General features: G+C 37.2%; 12 protein-coding genes. 3 read left to right on the plus strand and 9 right to left on the minus strand.

Annotated elements, in window-relative coordinates; all coding sequences use genetic code 11:
- Nucleotides 1-21: 21 nt before the first annotated feature.
- A complete protein-coding gene (locus H1P_RS08815; RefSeq protein ID WP_144866325.1) occupies nt 22-807 on the minus strand; it encodes a PEP-CTERM/exosortase system-associated acyltransferase in 786 nt (261 codons plus the stop codon).
- A gap of 298 nt (nt 808-1,105) precedes the next feature.
- Here H1P_RS08815 and H1P_RS08820 point away from each other — a divergent pair, with 298 nt between their 5' ends.
- Entirely contained in the window at nt 1,106-2,188 is a 1,083-nt protein-coding gene (locus H1P_RS08820; RefSeq protein WP_144866327.1) for a glycosyl transferase, read from the plus strand.
- A gap of 271 nt (nt 2,189-2,459) precedes the next feature.
- Here the strand turns inward: H1P_RS08820 and H1P_RS08825 are convergent, their stop codons facing one another.
- The 5 genes from H1P_RS08825 to H1P_RS08845 form a co-directional block, all read right to left on the minus strand.
- Nucleotides 2,460-3,218: an alpha/beta fold hydrolase gene (locus H1P_RS08825; RefSeq protein ID WP_144866329.1), complete on the minus strand. Its 759-nt coding sequence runs from the start codon at nt 3,216-3,218 to the stop codon at nt 2,460-2,462.
- A gap of 609 nt (nt 3,219-3,827) precedes the next feature.
- Nucleotides 3,828-4,340, minus strand: a complete 513-nt coding sequence (fldA, locus tag H1P_RS08835; protein WP_144866331.1) for a flavodoxin FldA — start codon at nt 4,338-4,340, stop codon at nt 3,828-3,830.
- A 71-nt stretch (nt 4,341-4,411) separates the two neighbouring features.
- Entirely contained in the window at nt 4,412-4,546 is a 135-nt protein-coding gene (locus tag H1P_RS38860; protein ID WP_281291122.1) for a hypothetical protein, read from the minus strand.
- A 428-nt stretch (nt 4,547-4,974) separates the two neighbouring features.
- Nucleotides 4,975-6,486: a chlorophyll a/b binding light-harvesting protein gene (locus H1P_RS08840; protein WP_144866334.1), complete on the minus strand. Its 1,512-nt coding sequence runs from the start codon at nt 6,484-6,486 to the stop codon at nt 4,975-4,977.
- A 123-nt stretch (nt 6,487-6,609) separates the two neighbouring features.
- Complete coding sequence (locus H1P_RS08845; RefSeq protein WP_144866336.1) at nt 6,610-7,668, minus strand: chlorophyll a/b binding light-harvesting protein; 1,059 nt, start codon at nt 7,666-7,668, stop codon at nt 6,610-6,612.
- A 388-nt stretch (nt 7,669-8,056) separates the two neighbouring features.
- Here H1P_RS08845 and H1P_RS08850 point away from each other — a divergent pair, with 388 nt between their 5' ends.
- A complete protein-coding gene (locus H1P_RS08850; protein WP_144866339.1) occupies nt 8,057-9,154 on the plus strand; it encodes a chlorophyll a/b binding light-harvesting protein in 1,098 nt (365 codons plus the stop codon).
- A gap of 251 nt (nt 9,155-9,405) precedes the next feature.
- The gene (locus H1P_RS08855; protein WP_144866341.1) at nt 9,406-10,473 is read left to right on the plus strand and encodes a chlorophyll a/b binding light-harvesting protein; all 1,068 of its coding nucleotides are present in this window, start codon (nt 9,406-9,408) and stop codon (nt 10,471-10,473) included.
- Nucleotides 10,474-10,575: 102 nt separating this feature from the next.
- Here H1P_RS08855 and H1P_RS08860 read toward each other — a convergent pair whose 3' ends face one another.
- The 3 genes from H1P_RS08860 to H1P_RS08870 all read right to left on the minus strand — a co-directional run bounded on the left by H1P_RS08860 (nt 10,576) and on the right by H1P_RS08870 (nt 14,194).
- On the minus strand, nt 10,576-10,962 hold the full coding sequence (locus H1P_RS08860) for a VOC family protein (protein ID WP_144866343.1): 387 nt from the start codon (nt 10,960-10,962) through the stop codon (nt 10,576-10,578).
- Between the two features lie 127 nt (nt 10,963-11,089).
- The gene (locus tag H1P_RS08865; RefSeq protein WP_144866345.1) at nt 11,090-12,043 is read right to left on the minus strand and encodes a diguanylate cyclase domain-containing protein; all 954 of its coding nucleotides are present in this window, start codon (nt 12,041-12,043) and stop codon (nt 11,090-11,092) included.
- A gap of 24 nt (nt 12,044-12,067) precedes the next feature.
- Nucleotides 12,068-14,194 carry an ATP-binding protein gene (locus H1P_RS08870; RefSeq protein WP_246141543.1) on the minus strand — a complete coding sequence of 709 codons (2,127 nt, stop codon included), beginning with the start codon at nt 14,192-14,194 and terminating at the stop codon, nt 12,068-12,070.
- Nucleotides 14,195-14,335: the final 141 nt, after the last annotated feature.

Consider the following 14,335-nt stretch of genomic DNA (forward strand, 5'->3'; position numbering starts at 1 on the left):
CAAACAATTAGGGTAAAGAATCTAGTTAATAAAAGCCACTTGAGCAGGAGCATTTTGTTGAGGAACCATAAAAGGAGATGAGATATATTTTGCTTGAGAAAGTTGCTGTGCAATAGTGCTATTTAAAAAAGCAAAGAACCTATAAGTATCTACATCCAAATGCCCCAGTAATTCTGGTGGTTTAGTATGAAAAATAGCCCTTTTACCATGATGTTCAAAAAGCTCACTAATCATACAGTACTGTAATCCACATCTTCGGAGATGACGAGCCAAACGGGGTTCCATAATCGCAAAAATATCTAGTTCTAAATTTAATGCTAAACAAAAAGCTGCCCAATATAAACTCATAGCAATCAAGGGAAAACGCCTTTTGCCACCATTAACATCGGGCAAAATAGTCCCAGTAGGTATAGTATCGTCTCCTTTTCTTTTTCTAAAATCTTTAAGCACAGCTAAACGGGAAATTTCACAAATATTTTGCCAGTTATATTCTGGGCTAGGGTAAACCAGATTAGAAGCAAATTTTTGCCAAGGAAATGTCGATCGATCGCTTTCTTGCTGGGGAATAATGATGCGAACACAACCAGCATATACTCCTGTTGGTTTGTGTTGGAGTAAACAATGAATAGAGTGGCTATCATAAATATCCGTTTCCATACCGTCGGGAAAGTTTTCTGGTGATTCGTAGTTAAGTTCCTCGCAATAAACTTGATAACGAATTTTATACACCTCTTGTAGAAGCGATTGATTATCCGCAACTAACAAAGAAAAATATTGGGAAAAATGCTGGCAAATATCAAAGGACATTATTAAAAAATAAATTAAATGTAAAAACTTGACAAACTATAATTGTGGTCTTTTATGTTCTAGATTACAGCTAGTTGTAAATTACGAATGTGATCTCAATTCTTACAAGTAATTGATTTCGATCTATGATTTTGCGAACAGTACTCCGCCTTTTTACGACTAAGCTTGGGTTCACTTAATCAATATTTGCCATGTCAAAAAACTATGGGTCTGTATATACTCGTATCAGTTGATAATGATTTGATGATTAGAGTCTTATATTTTGCTGAATTTTGCGGAAATAAATGAGAACTTATCTATGAATACTCCACCTAAACTTTATATTGCTGTTACCAGCCATGGTTTTGGTCATGCTGTTCGAGTCGCATCGGTAGCAGCCGAAATTAAAAAAATTTGTCTCGATTTAGAGTTAGTTTTTGCCACTACTGCACCACAGTGGCTATTAAAGTCTTATATTACAGATGATTTTATCTACCGTCCTCAAGTGTTTGATGTGGGAGTAATTCAAACAGATAGCTTAACGATGGATAAATCCGCTACCTTGAACAAAATGGCGGAAATCAAGGCTCAACAAGAAGCAATAATTACCCAAGAAGTAGAATTTATTCAGCAGAATAATGTGGGTTTAATCTTAGCTGACATTCCTCCTTTGGTTACAGAGATTGCCCAGAAAGCTAATATACCCTGTTGGATGATGAGTAATTTTGGTTGGGACTTTATTTATCGTCCTTGGGGAGAAGATTTTGCCGAAATAGTAGCCTGGATTACAGAATGTTATGAAAAATGCGATCGCTTATTTCGTTTGCCTTTAAATGAATCAATGGCTGCTTTCCCTGTGGTTACAGATGTCGGTTTAACAGGAGGAACACCCAAATATGGTATTGATGAGTTGAAACAAAAATTTGCGATTACCGCACCTCAAGAAAAAACAGTCTTACTCACTTTTGGCGGTTTAGGTTTACAAGCAATTCCCTATCAAAACTTAGAACGATTTTCTGATTGGCAGTTTATCACTTTTGATCGTCAAGCTCCCGATCTAGCGAATTTATTAAAGGTAGGAGGCTCGGCTTATCGTCCCGTTGATTTTATGCCTTTGTGTGGCAGAGTAATCTCTAAACCTGGATATAGTACCTTTGCCGAAGCTTTACGCCTCGAAATTCCCCTAGTATCTTTAACCAGAGAAGACTTTGCCGAATCTCCAGTTTTATTAAAGGGACTTCAAGATTATTCTGTCCATCAAATAATTAGCAATCAAGATTTTTTTGAGTCCGATTGGAGTTTTCTCTTAAATGATTTAACACCACCTCGAACTAAAATTACGTTACCCAAAGATGGTTCAGAAACTATTGCTAAAGAGGTAGTTAATTTTCTGAAAACATAAATATTTGAATAGACTGAAGTGTGTCATCAATGAGGAAAATGCGATCGCTAATTTAAGTAGTAGAATAACAAAACTAATTACGAAAAAATCAAAGATTTGTTACTAGGAAAAAAAAGTAACAGTAGGAGTAACCGCTCAATATAATTAGCTTAGCTGCTGTGTCTCCTTGCCAATTAATTCATCAGTTTAAAGTGGGAATTACCTTTTAAGTAGTTTTTTCTGCCCACCTGCGGTAAAACTTATCGTATACTCAAACAAACGAGAGTAAAAACTAATTAGTTTTTAAGGAAGATACTTTAATCGCAGCTTTTTGAATATAGTTTTTTCTGGCTACTGCTTTCCAAAATTCTAAGATTTTTCGGCTTACTTTTTCAGGATAAAAATAATGGGAAAAATGGTTTCCTTGAGGACATTCCCATAAAACATCTCCTGGTTTGAAATATTCTTGCCAACCTCTCAAAGAGTTGAGGTCTACAATATTATCATTGCTACCACCACACACCATTAAAGGAGATTTAATACCTCCAGGATTGATATTAACTCGACGAAATAAAGAATGGGGAGAAGGAGAAGTATTTAGGTCTTGTTGCAGAATTAAACTTAAACCTTTAGTATTATATTGATTCTGCTGACCAAACATTGTCTGTACCATTTGTGCCAAAATAATTCTTTGACTACAGGGTAAAAATTCCCGCAGAGCATAATAGTGAATTTGCCAGTCAACCGCAGGATGACAGCCTACTCCTAATAGAGTGAGAGATTTGACTTTATTAGGGTATTTACGAGAATAAAGTAATCCTAATAAACCTCCTGTGCTATGACCGATTAAATTAACAGGTTGTTGCAGCGAATTAAGATAATTTTCTAAAAACGATAATGCAATTTCTAGGCAACTAGGCTCATCTTGATGTTGATAATATTCCCATCTAGCTACTGGTTGGTGATAGGATAAATGCCGTAGCAAATGATTATCAAATCTTTGAAAGCTATGATTAGCTGCTATCCAAACATTATTAGTTATTTCTGACATTATTTTATGAGGTAGAAGAGCTATGATAGTGAATATTCTGAGAATTTTGAAAATTATTAAATCGGCAACTATAGTTAGCTTGAAAATCACAGCAGCCTATTGCTGATTCTGATAACGCAATCATAGGATTTATTGGACATTTTAGTCGATAATCTCCTGTAAAATAGGCGCATTTAGAACAAGGAATTTGATGAAGCTTTTTTAGATGATTAATGCCCTGACTCAAGCTAAAAATTATTTTGTACAATGTGAAACCAAACACAATAGTCCAAAAGCTTATGCAAAATATAGAGTGCAACATTATTTTTTATTAGTAATATTTTAATACAGTATCTATCATTAAACAAATACAACCTAATACACTGAGTTTTGTGGTTTTTCTCTATCTATTATTCAATTGACATTTAATTCGTTAGCTTGATAATAGCTATAAAAAAGAGGGTTAAGAAAACGCATTTATGGCAATTATTACAATTTTCTTAACCCTGAAAAACAGAAGGAGAATTTTTTTGACAGTATTCAGAACAAATGGTGAAAAGTTAGCAGTAAATAGTTATTTATCTGATGAGATAAAAACTAATAACTAACAACTGATAACTGGTAACTGATTCAAATTCCAAACTCAGATTTAATTTGAGTAGTCCATTCTTTGATACGTGATTCTGTCATATCTGATTGGTTATCTTCATCTAAAGCCAGTCCAACAAATTTGCCTCCTTTATCTGCTTTAGACGCTTCATGTTCGTATCCATCTGTTGACCAATAACCTACAGTTTTCCCACCCAAACTAGAAATTTTATCTTCTAAAATACCCATTGCATCTTGAAAGTTATCTGCGTATCCTAATTGATCTCCTGTGCCAAAATAAGCTACTTTTTTCCCACTAAAATCGATGTTCTCTAACTCTTCATAAAAGCCATCCCAATCAGATTGTAATTCACCAACATCCCAAGTGGGACAGCCAATAATTAAACATTCATAGTCAGCAAAATCACCTTCTGTGGCATCTGCAATCTCGTGAGATGTCACAACACTATCGCCACCGAGTTCGGCTTGAATCATTTCTGCTGCTGTTTCGGTTTTACCTGTGGTTGTACCGTAAAAAAGACCAATTTTAGTCATGGTTACTCCTAGATGTTTACTTAAGTTAAATAATTGTTTTGCTTGAAAAAACTGTATTTGCTTTTTTTACGCTATTGTTTTTGTTGCCGATCGATTACAGGCATTGCTTGTTTACAGTAGAAACAAAACCAGTAAACCCGTTGATGATTGACGTGACGTAGTAAATTACCGTTACAGCAAGGACAAATATGTCTGGGGTCAATCAAAGCAATAATTTTTAAAATCTCTTGATTTTCATCCTCAAAAAATAACTAACAAATAAACTTTCTAAATAGTTGCTGCTTAATTATTTCTTGAGCCAAACTTGGTAGATATTTTAATGATGGAAAAAAGCAGTAAAAAAAATCATTTAAGGGATTATTGTTGTCAGCTTCAGAAATACTTTAACCCCTTAAAGATATGAGGAAAATGTTGACTTAATCTTATCATTATTAACAATCTATTTCAATAAGAAAATAAAAGTTTTTTTATTAATAAGAGAAGCTAAGCTAAATACAATCAGCAACATAGCGTTTTGTTCACTAATTGATTTGATAGAAAATAACTATCTATTTTCTTCATCTGTTCTTTTTATTGGTCTCAAGCTATCATCTTATAGCAGAGCAAACATCACATATTTATTGCTTGCTTATCACTAGAATTTACCAGTAAAAATGTCTTGCAACATATTCAAATTGTCATAAATTAAATAAGCAAAAAACGCTCCTCCCAAACCACCAACGAAAAAAGAAGCAGCAAACTGATTCCAGCTAGAAATAGTTTTTAAAGACTCTGGGACAACAGGATTAGCTGTAGCATAGGTTAAGCGATTGGGCAAAAACTGCTTTTTAAAAGAGACTCTGCCATAAATAAGCAAGCAAGTTGTCAAAATAACTACCAATCCACAGGCATTTAATAAGCCAAATAGATCGGCCTGGTTGCTATTTCTTTGAGGTCCAAGTAAAGCAAAAGGTCCAAATAAGAGATATCCGTGAGCCATGCCAATTTCTAAACCTCGTCGCAATGGAGAAAGCCCAGGACGATATATAGGCAGATATTGCAATAGCCACAAACTAAAATCAGAAGAGTTTAGAGGAGTTACCAAATTACCAATTTGAGGATTTCCTGCAAAGGTTACTAAAGTATCTCCTTCTTTTATATTGAAACCCGCAGCAACAGCCCTAGCTCTAGCAGCGTGCCAAATATGTCCTAACAAAAATAAGACAGCAAATACAACATGAAATGTTGCTAACCAGCCTCTAGCAGTGACAACTCCTGTACTTGTTTCCACCAAGCCGACAGGACCATAGAAGACTTCAGGATAAACGGTATTGTTGACAGTACAAAAATAAGCTGCGAACAATCCCATATAAGAAATTGCACCCAAACTATAAGAAAGATAAGCCTCTCCAGAATATACTAAAGCGCGACGCGCCCATTTCAGAGGTCTAGTAGCCATATGCCACAAGCCACCAATTAAGCAAATCGAGCCAATCCAAATATGACCGCCAACCACATCTTCTAAATTATCTACCGCAGCCATACCTTCTTTACCGTAAGCTCCAAACAAGTAACCAAAGATACGCCCTGGATTGATTGTCGGGTCAGTAATGATTCTTACTTGTCCCCCATCGCCAACCCAAGGGTCGAATAAACCACCCCAAAACATGGCTTTGAAGACAAGCAAAAATGCACCAATTCCTAGCAAAGTTAAATGAATTCCAATGATAGATGTCATCTTGTTGTCGTCTTCCCAGTCATAGCCGAAAAAACCCGCAAAAGTGTCATTTTTTTCTAAGACTTCTTGCCCTAGAAGAGAATGATAGATACCACCAGCACCTAATACTGCCGAAGAAATTAAATGAACTACTGCAATCGCAAAATAGGGATAAGTATCGATTGCCTGTCCGCCATCTGAGACACCTAAACCCAACGTAGCTAGGTGAGGTAACAATATTAACCCCTGTTCGTACATCGGTAAAACGGGATTGTACTGCGTCAACTCAAATAGAGTCATCGCTCCCGCCCAAAATACAATTAGTGCTGCTTGAGCTACGTGCGCCCCCAATAATTTACCTGACAAGTTAATAAAGCGGATATTACCCCTCCACCAACCAACTTCAGGAATTTTATTTTGATTGGGACTTTCTGAAATTACTGCTGTCATCAATTTACCTTGTTTGTGTGTATTAAAGCTACCGAGTTCCCAAGTCACTAAGTAGCAAGTAGCGAGTAGCGATTAAAACATAAATTCTTCTTCTGCACCCTCTGCCTCTTCTGCATCCTCTGCTTAAAAATCAGGCTCAGGAGGAACTAAAGCATGGTCAACTCTTCCTTTTTGTAAATCAAATCCTGCTGCTTTGAGGGCGTGAAAGATATGTCCCTGTAAGAAAAAGAAAGCCAGCCAAAAATGAGTATTAGCCAACCAAGTTCTTGAAGAGAGCAGGTAAGAATTATTAGAAGTGAAATAAGGAAAAATATTTAAGCGAATGGATAAAGGCTTACCATAGAATACTTCTGGATAAGCTGTAGTGTTTACCGCACAGTAATAAGCAGCGATAAAACCCATTAAGGCTAATGCACCCAAACTGTAAGATAGATAGGCTTCTCCCGACCAGACAAAAAGGTTTTTCGTCCAGCCAAAAGGCTTGGTGTTGATATGCCATAAGCCACCAGCAATCAAAATTGCCCCTACCCAAATATGACCACCGATGAGGTCTTCAAGGTTATCGACTCCTGCAATCCAGTTTTTACCGACTGCACCAAATAAATAGCCAAAAATAATTTCAGGGTTGAGAGTCGGATTGCTAACGATTCGGACATCGGCAATAGTGGAATCGTATAAGCCACCATAGTACATTCCTTTTGCTACTAGTAAAAATACGCCTAAACCAAGCAAAATCAGATGAATTCCGATAATGTCAGTCATTTTATTGGTGTCTTGCCATTGGTAGCCAAAAAATTCTGAAACACTGCTTAAATACTTAGGACCCCATAAAGAGTGGAAAATACCGCCAAAGCCCAGAAAAGCTGAAGAAATAAGATGTAAAGCACCAATAACAAAATAAGGATAAGTGCTAACTACTTCGCCTCCTGCGCCAACACCCCAACCCAAACTAGCCAAATGAGGTAACAAAATTAACCCCTGTTCGTACATCGGTTGAGTGATATCGAAGCGAGAAAGTTCAAAAAAAGTAAATGCACCCGCCCAAAAGACAATTAAGCCTCCATGAGCAACGTGCGCCCCTAATAATTTACCTGATATATCTTTCAAACGAGCATTTCCAGCCCACCAAGGAATATTGAATTTGTCTTCAATGCTTTGAGGGTTTTTAGCTATTGTCGTCATCGGCGTTCGACCTCTTCGTTGCAATATGTATTGAGAATTAAAATCAATAAATTTTTAATTCAGCTTACAATAAAAATTGTCTTATTGAAAAGTATTTTCTTTTATTTTTTATAAAATTATCATTAAGTTATCGATCGTAAAAAGCGATCGCGTACCAAAAAACTCAATTTACTAAGGTTTTCATGGTTAAAAGCTCTCAATTCAAAAAGCGATCGTGCAACGCCTCACTTCGTGAGATCGTCTTACTTATCAAGGAATATTTGCCCTATGTTAATTTTTGTTATAAAAAACTTGCTAAGAGTTATCAATAATGCAAAATGAACTTGTTGCTTTTTATTGAGAATAAATAGTAACAAGATTTACAAAACTGAATTATAGAGGTTTCGTTTTGCAGACATACGATAAACCCCAAGTCAAGTATGATTGGTGGGCGGGTAACGCTCGTTTTGCCAATTTATCTGGCTTATTTATTTCGGCTCATGCAGCCCAAGCAGCACTGATTGTATTTTGGGCGGGTGCATTTACTTTTTTTGAACTTTCTAAATTCGATCCTAGTTTACCGATGGGAGAACAAGGATTAATTTTACTTCCTCATCTAGCCACATTAGGTTTTGGGGTAGGGGAAGGAGGACAGATTGTCGATACCTATCCGATGTTTGTCGTCGGTTCGGTACATTTAATTTCTTCTGCTGTTTTGGGTGCGGGTGCATTATTCCATACCTTTAAAGCACCAAGCGATTTAAAAGAAGCTAGAGGAAAAGCTCGTGATTTTCATTTTGAATGGAACGATCCCAAACAGTTAGGAATTATTCTCGGTCATCATCTGTTATTTTTGGGTATAGCTGCATTGGCTTTAGTCGCTAGAGCTATGTTTGGTGAAGGACTATACGATGTCAACATTCAAGATGTACGAGTCGTCACCGACCCAACATTGAATCCTTTGACTATCTTTGGTTATCAAACCCATTTTGCATCCGTAGATAACCTAGAAGATTTAGTAGGCGGTCACATTTATGTCGGTGTGTTACTAATTGCTGGCGGTATCTGGCATATTATTACCCCACCTTTAGAATGGGCGAAGAAACAATTAATTTTCTCTGGAGAAGCTATTTTATCTTATTCTCTGGGTGGCATTGCTTTATGTGGCTTTGTCGCAGCCTATTACTGTGCGGTCAATACCTTGGCTTATCCACCAGAGTTTTATGGCGCACCTTTGGCTATTAAGCTAGGTGTCGTTCCTTACTTTGAAGACACGGCTACTTTATCTCCAGGGATTCATACGGCTCGCTGTTGGTTAGCTAACACCCATTTTTTCTTAGCGTTCTTCTTCCTTCAAGGACATCTCTGGCACGCTTTAAGAGCTATTGGGTTTGATTTCAAACGGGTAACTAATGCTCTTGACAATGCAGGAACTCCCCAAGCAGGTGAGCCTTTAGTCAGCAGTTCAAATGTTAAATCTGCACCTCAGCCCGCAACAGCTGAATAGTTTGTAAAGGCTAAATTGGGAAATTCTCTGATTGTCAAACTCGCGTGTTCCTGGAGCGAGTAAATACGTCGCCAGGATCGCTCGTTTTTTTCGTGTTCTCTCTCTCGTCTATTCTAGCTTAGTGCAACCACAGTTTTGCATTAAGCTTTCTTGCCATTTTGATGTCAAAGAGACTCCGTCGTCCCCATCTCTTGGATCAATGAGACGAAGGAGCTTACTCTGACTCCGTAATTTTTAAAATCTTAGTAACGATGACAGCAACAACTTCTTTACAACGGTCTGATAACTATGATTGGTTATCAGGAAATGCTCGTTTAATTAATTTATCTGGTCAATTATTAGGAGCGCATATTGCCCATGCTGGCTTAATTATGTTTTGGGCTGGCTCTATTACTTTATTAGAGGTAACTAATTTTCAGCCTGATGTCGCCTTACCAGAACAAGGACTATTATTAATTCCCAATGTAGCTCGTTTGGGTTGGGGTGTTGGTGCAGAAGGAACGATTACAAACCTCTATCCTTATTTTGTTATTGGGATACTACATCTGATTGCTTCGGCGGTACTTGGTGCAGGGGGATTATTTCACGTGTTTCGTGGCGTGGCTAATCTCAAAGATGCTCAAGGTCGGGCTGCAAAGTTTCATTATGAATGGAATGACCCGCAAAAACTGGGTTTTATTTTGGGTCATCACTTAATCTTTTTGGGTGTGGCTGCATTATTTTTTGCTGGCAAGGCAATATTTTGGGGTGGTATTTACGATGCTACTATTGCTAATGTACGAATTGTCAGCAATCCTACTCTTAATCCTGTAACTATTTTTGGTTATCTGTTTGGTTTAAGTGATGGTGTCTGGAATCCTTTAGGTATGGCTGCGGTCGATAATCTAGAAGATATTATTGGTGGTCATATTTGGGTCGGGATAGCTTGTATTGCTGGCGGTGCTTGGCACATCACTACGGAACCTCTGGATTGGGCGAAAAAAGCTTTCACTTACAACGGACACGCAATTCTTTCCTATAGTTTGGCTGGTGTAGCATTAATGGCTTTTACTTCAGCTTATTTTGTCGCTTTTAACGATCTTGCTTTTCCTCCTGAATTGTACGGTATAGATAGAAGTTCTTTTGCTGGAACACAGGCTTTACTCTGCGGAACTTTTCTCGGTGGTCATGTTTGGCACGCTTTCAAAGGAAAAGCTGAAGCAAATGATTTGGGTATTGTGAGCGATACAGATAAATTAAGAGCTACTATTGCTGGTTTTCTCGTCTTGGCAGTTGTGGTTATTAGTTTGGTTTTACTTTCCCAATCAAGTTTTAATTGAAATTGAATTTGATGTAGAGGATTTTAAGCTTATCCCTGGTGAATACTATTTTGATTTTGATCGACATCTACCGCACTTTTTTTTGGAGTCGAGTAATGAATCCTAGTTGTAAGAAATAATCGATAACACCGCTCCTTGGGGATCGGCAAAGACGGCAAACCTTCCCGTATCAGGAATATCTGTTGGTGGCACAAACACTTTTGCTCCCATTGATTGTGCTAATTCCAAAGTTTGGTCAACATTCTCCACAGTGACATACATACCCCAGTGTGGTGGTGGGGCTTCTTCGCTGAGAGCATTCTCAGTTGATAAGATGCCCCCAACTGGCTGCTCTCCTGCCTTGATGGTTATATATGTTTTTCCGCCTTCCATTTCCCGATCTTTCCAAGTCCAGCCAAACAGTTGCTGGTAAAAGTCTTTAGCTGCACCAATGTCACTGGTCATAAGTTCACACCAGCTAAACGCACCCTGTTGTTGAAAAGGATTCATGAAATTTCCTCGTTAAGTTGATTTTATCATCATTACTTTAGTTCATGTTTACTAAAATACTGCTAAACTTAACAAATTATTTTTATTTTTCTTTCTGTCTCTCAAAAAGCATACTATTCTTGCTAATTTATGGGAAAAGATGATAACGATCGCGTCCTTGTTCTTTGGCTTGATATAAGGCAGTATCGGCAGCATTAATTAGGAATTTAACGGAAGATTGTTGATGGGGAATTTCGCTGCTAATACCCAAACTAACTGTAATATTTTTATTGATAGGAGAACGATCGTGGACTAGTTTGAGTTCTTTAATTGTTAACTGAATTAGTTGAGTTATTTTAATTGCTCCTGCTAAATCAGTATTGGGTAAAATAATTGCAAATTCTTCTCCACCATAACGACAAACTAAATCTGAAGATCTTTTAACCGCATTTTTTAAAGCTTCAGCTACTTTTTTTAAACAGTCATCTCCTGCTGGATGCCCATAGTAGTCATTATAGTTTTTAAAATAATCGATATCGCACAAAATTAAGGATAATGGCTGTTTTTCTCTTTGTAATCTACCCCATTCTTGCTGTATGTATCGATCGAAATGACGGCGATTAGCAACTTGAGTTAAACCATCAAAGTTAACTAAGTATTGTAATTGTTGATTGGCTTTTTCTAATTCTTGGTTTTGTTGAATTATTTTTTTTGCTAGTAATTGTAATTGTAAATGTACTTGAACTCTAGCTAATACTTCTAGAGCTTGAAATGGTTTAGTAATATAATCAACTGCTCCCAAAGACAAGCCTTTAACTTTATCTTCTGTGTCTTCCAAAGCTGTAATAAATATAATAGGTATCAGTTGAGTCTTAAGATTAGCCTTTAACTGTCTGCAAGTCTCAAATCCATCTATGCCTTCCATCATAATATCTAATAAAATTAGAGCGGGAGGATCGTATTCTGATTGGGCGATCGCGCTAGTCCCATCGGTTGCCACCCTAACTTTTAGCCCAACACTTTTTAATACTTGAGAAAGTACTGCTAGATTAGCTGGATTATCATCTACAATTAAAATTTCTTCTTGAGCTAATAAATTCATAATTAGAATTAGCTAATATCTTAGTTATTTTTTTATAGTTAAACATTTTTCTATAAAAGATTGAATTTGTTTGATTTTAAAATCTTCAGCTAACTGATAAATTTCTTGAGCAAAATAAGATAACTTAGGTTCAATTTGCTCTAAATTTTGTGTTAGTTCAACTAATTCATCTAGACTACCCTTCTTGGCAAAATCATATAATTGTTCAAGGGTTGAAAGGTCTGGTGTGGCTATTTCCTGGGAAGTAGAAGTTAATTGTGGAGATTTAGGTTCTGAAGTATTGGCAACAGCAACGGATTCTTCGTAAATCCAAGTTAATTCTAGATGGATGCGTAGCATTTCTAATAGTGCTTCTGCTTGTACTGGTTTGGGTAAAAATTCATTAGCTCCTGCATCAAGACTTTTATACCGATCTGTTTCCATCACACTGGCAGAAGAGGGGATAATAATTACCTCTTGCAGTTGTGGTAATTTTCTCAGTTGCTCGATAAAGGTAAAACCATCCATCACAGGCATAACCAAATCAGTAATAATTAGATCGGGGGCAAATTGTCGAGCTAACTCGAAACCTGCCCGACCATTGTTAGCTTCTTGTATTTCAAAGCCAAGGGGGGCTAAAAGATTAACCAAAACCGAGCGATTTACCCAGCGATCGTCTACTACTAATATCTTGTAGCGATCGCCTGTAAAACCGATGATTTTTCCAGCATCAAAGACTCTGGCACTATCCGACCAATCTGTTACTGCTTCTAAATCTAGATCGAACCAAAAAGTACTCCCAATATTAGGTTCACTCGCCACCTTGATAGTGCTATCCATCATTTGCACGATTTTTTGACTGATAGGCAAACCCAGTCCCGTTCCTTCTTTCATCCGAGCGGTATCTCCTACTTGCTCAAAGGGTAAAAATATCTTATCTAATTGAGTCGCGCTCATACCCACCCCTGTATCTTCAACTGTAAATCTAATTTTTCGCCAAAAAGAAGTATTAGGCTGCGATCTAACATCAAGTTGACTAACTCGAAAAGTGACTCCTCCGCGATCGGTAAATTTGATTGCATTACCTAATAAATTAATTAAGACTTGTCGCAAACGTCTTTCATCGCTATAAACCGCAAGAGGTAAAGATTCATCTACCTGATAAGTAAAAGCAATCTGTTTTTGGTCGGCGCGGATACGGCAAATTTCGGCTACATTTTCTAAAAAAGCAGGGAAATGAAAGTTTTTGAAGTGAAGTTCCATTGTTCTGGCTTCAATTTTAGAAATATCGAGAATATCATTAATCAGAGTCAGTAAGTGAGAACCGCACTTATAGATCACACCAATGCCTTTTTTCTCCTTATGATTTATGATTTGAGAACGTTGCAATATTTGAGCAAAACCTAAAATTCCGTTGAGAGGAGTTCTTAATTCGTGACTCATATTGGCAAGAAACTCACTTTTAGCTTGGTTAGCAGCATCAGCAATTTCTTTAGCCTCTTGAAGTTCAAAAGTACGTTCTTCAACCCGAATTTCTAACTCTTGATTGGTTGTTTCTAGAGTAGTAAACATTTCTTTTAGTTGCTGCGCCATTTTGTTAAAAGATTGACCCAAACTTCTCAGTTCATTGATACTGTTAATGGTTACTTGTCGATCTAGTTGACCACCTGCGATCGCTTCTGAAGCTTGACTCAAACGCATAATGGGTTTGGCAATCCAACGAGAAGTGTAGATACCCAGAACAGTAGCGATACCCAAAGCAGCCAAACAGAGGAAAATAGTAGTACGAGTATTGGCATTAATTTGTGCCATAAAATCCGATTCTGGCACAGTGACGACAATCAGCCAATCCAAACCAAACTTATCTTTCCAAGGGGTAACTTGAGCAAAAGTTTTGTGGCGATCGATTTTTAAGTCAAGTTGGTAGCTTTGCTTAATTTGCTCTAAACTGCCAAAACGATTAATTAGATACTCAGTGGTTTGGGCAATTGTTCGATCTTTACTAACTAAAGCTGATAATCTTTTTGCCTCTCCATCGTTAATCGTATAAAATTGCTCGTCACTAGAAGCAGCGACTATTAGACTATTTGGTTCTAAAATAAAAATTTCGGCATTAGGACTAATATCTAACTTGTTTAAGAAATCGCGAATTTGCGATAAGAAGTCGTCCAAAATTAACTTCGGATTTTTAGCAGAGGATAGATTCAGAACTTCTAAGCCGAAGATAGAGGGCGAGGTTTGAATAAATAATTCCATTGAGGACAAATGCGACGACGCTCAAAATTTAAGCCTTTCATTTCTTGGGCTGTTACC

The sequence above is a fragment of the Hyella patelloides LEGE 07179 genome (assembly GCF_900659865.1).
GTDB lineage: Bacteria > Cyanobacteriota > Cyanobacteriia > Cyanobacteriales > Xenococcaceae > Hyella > Hyella patelloides.

What these genes read in the sequence shown, in the direction of transcription:
- H1P_RS08860 (WP_144866343.1), bottom strand. Translation starts at nt 10,962, where the DNA reads ATGAATCCTTTTCAACAACAGGGTGCGTTTAGCTGGTGTGAACTTATG.
- H1P_RS08865 (WP_144866345.1), bottom strand. Translation starts at nt 12,043, where the DNA reads ATGAATTTATTAGCTCAAGAAGAAATTTTAATTGTAGATGATAATCCA.
- fldA (WP_144866331.1), bottom strand. Translation starts at nt 4,340, where the DNA reads ATGACTAAAATTGGTCTTTTTTACGGTACAACCACAGGTAAAACCGAA.
- H1P_RS08845 (WP_144866336.1), bottom strand. Translation starts at nt 7,668, where the DNA reads ATGACGACAATAGCTAAAAACCCTCAAAGCATTGAAGACAAATTCAAT.
- H1P_RS08840 (WP_144866334.1), bottom strand. Translation starts at nt 6,486, where the DNA reads ATGACAGCAGTAATTTCAGAAAGTCCCAATCAAAATAAAATTCCTGAA.
- H1P_RS08855 (WP_144866341.1), top strand. Translation starts at nt 9,406, where the DNA reads ATGACAGCAACAACTTCTTTACAACGGTCTGATAACTATGATTGGTTA.
- H1P_RS08815 (WP_144866325.1), bottom strand. Translation starts at nt 807, where the DNA reads ATGTCCTTTGATATTTGCCAGCATTTTTCCCAATATTTTTCTTTGTTA.
- H1P_RS08820 (WP_144866327.1), top strand. Translation starts at nt 1,106, where the DNA reads ATGAATACTCCACCTAAACTTTATATTGCTGTTACCAGCCATGGTTTT.
- H1P_RS08825 (WP_144866329.1), bottom strand. Translation starts at nt 3,218, where the DNA reads ATGTCAGAAATAACTAATAATGTTTGGATAGCAGCTAATCATAGCTTT.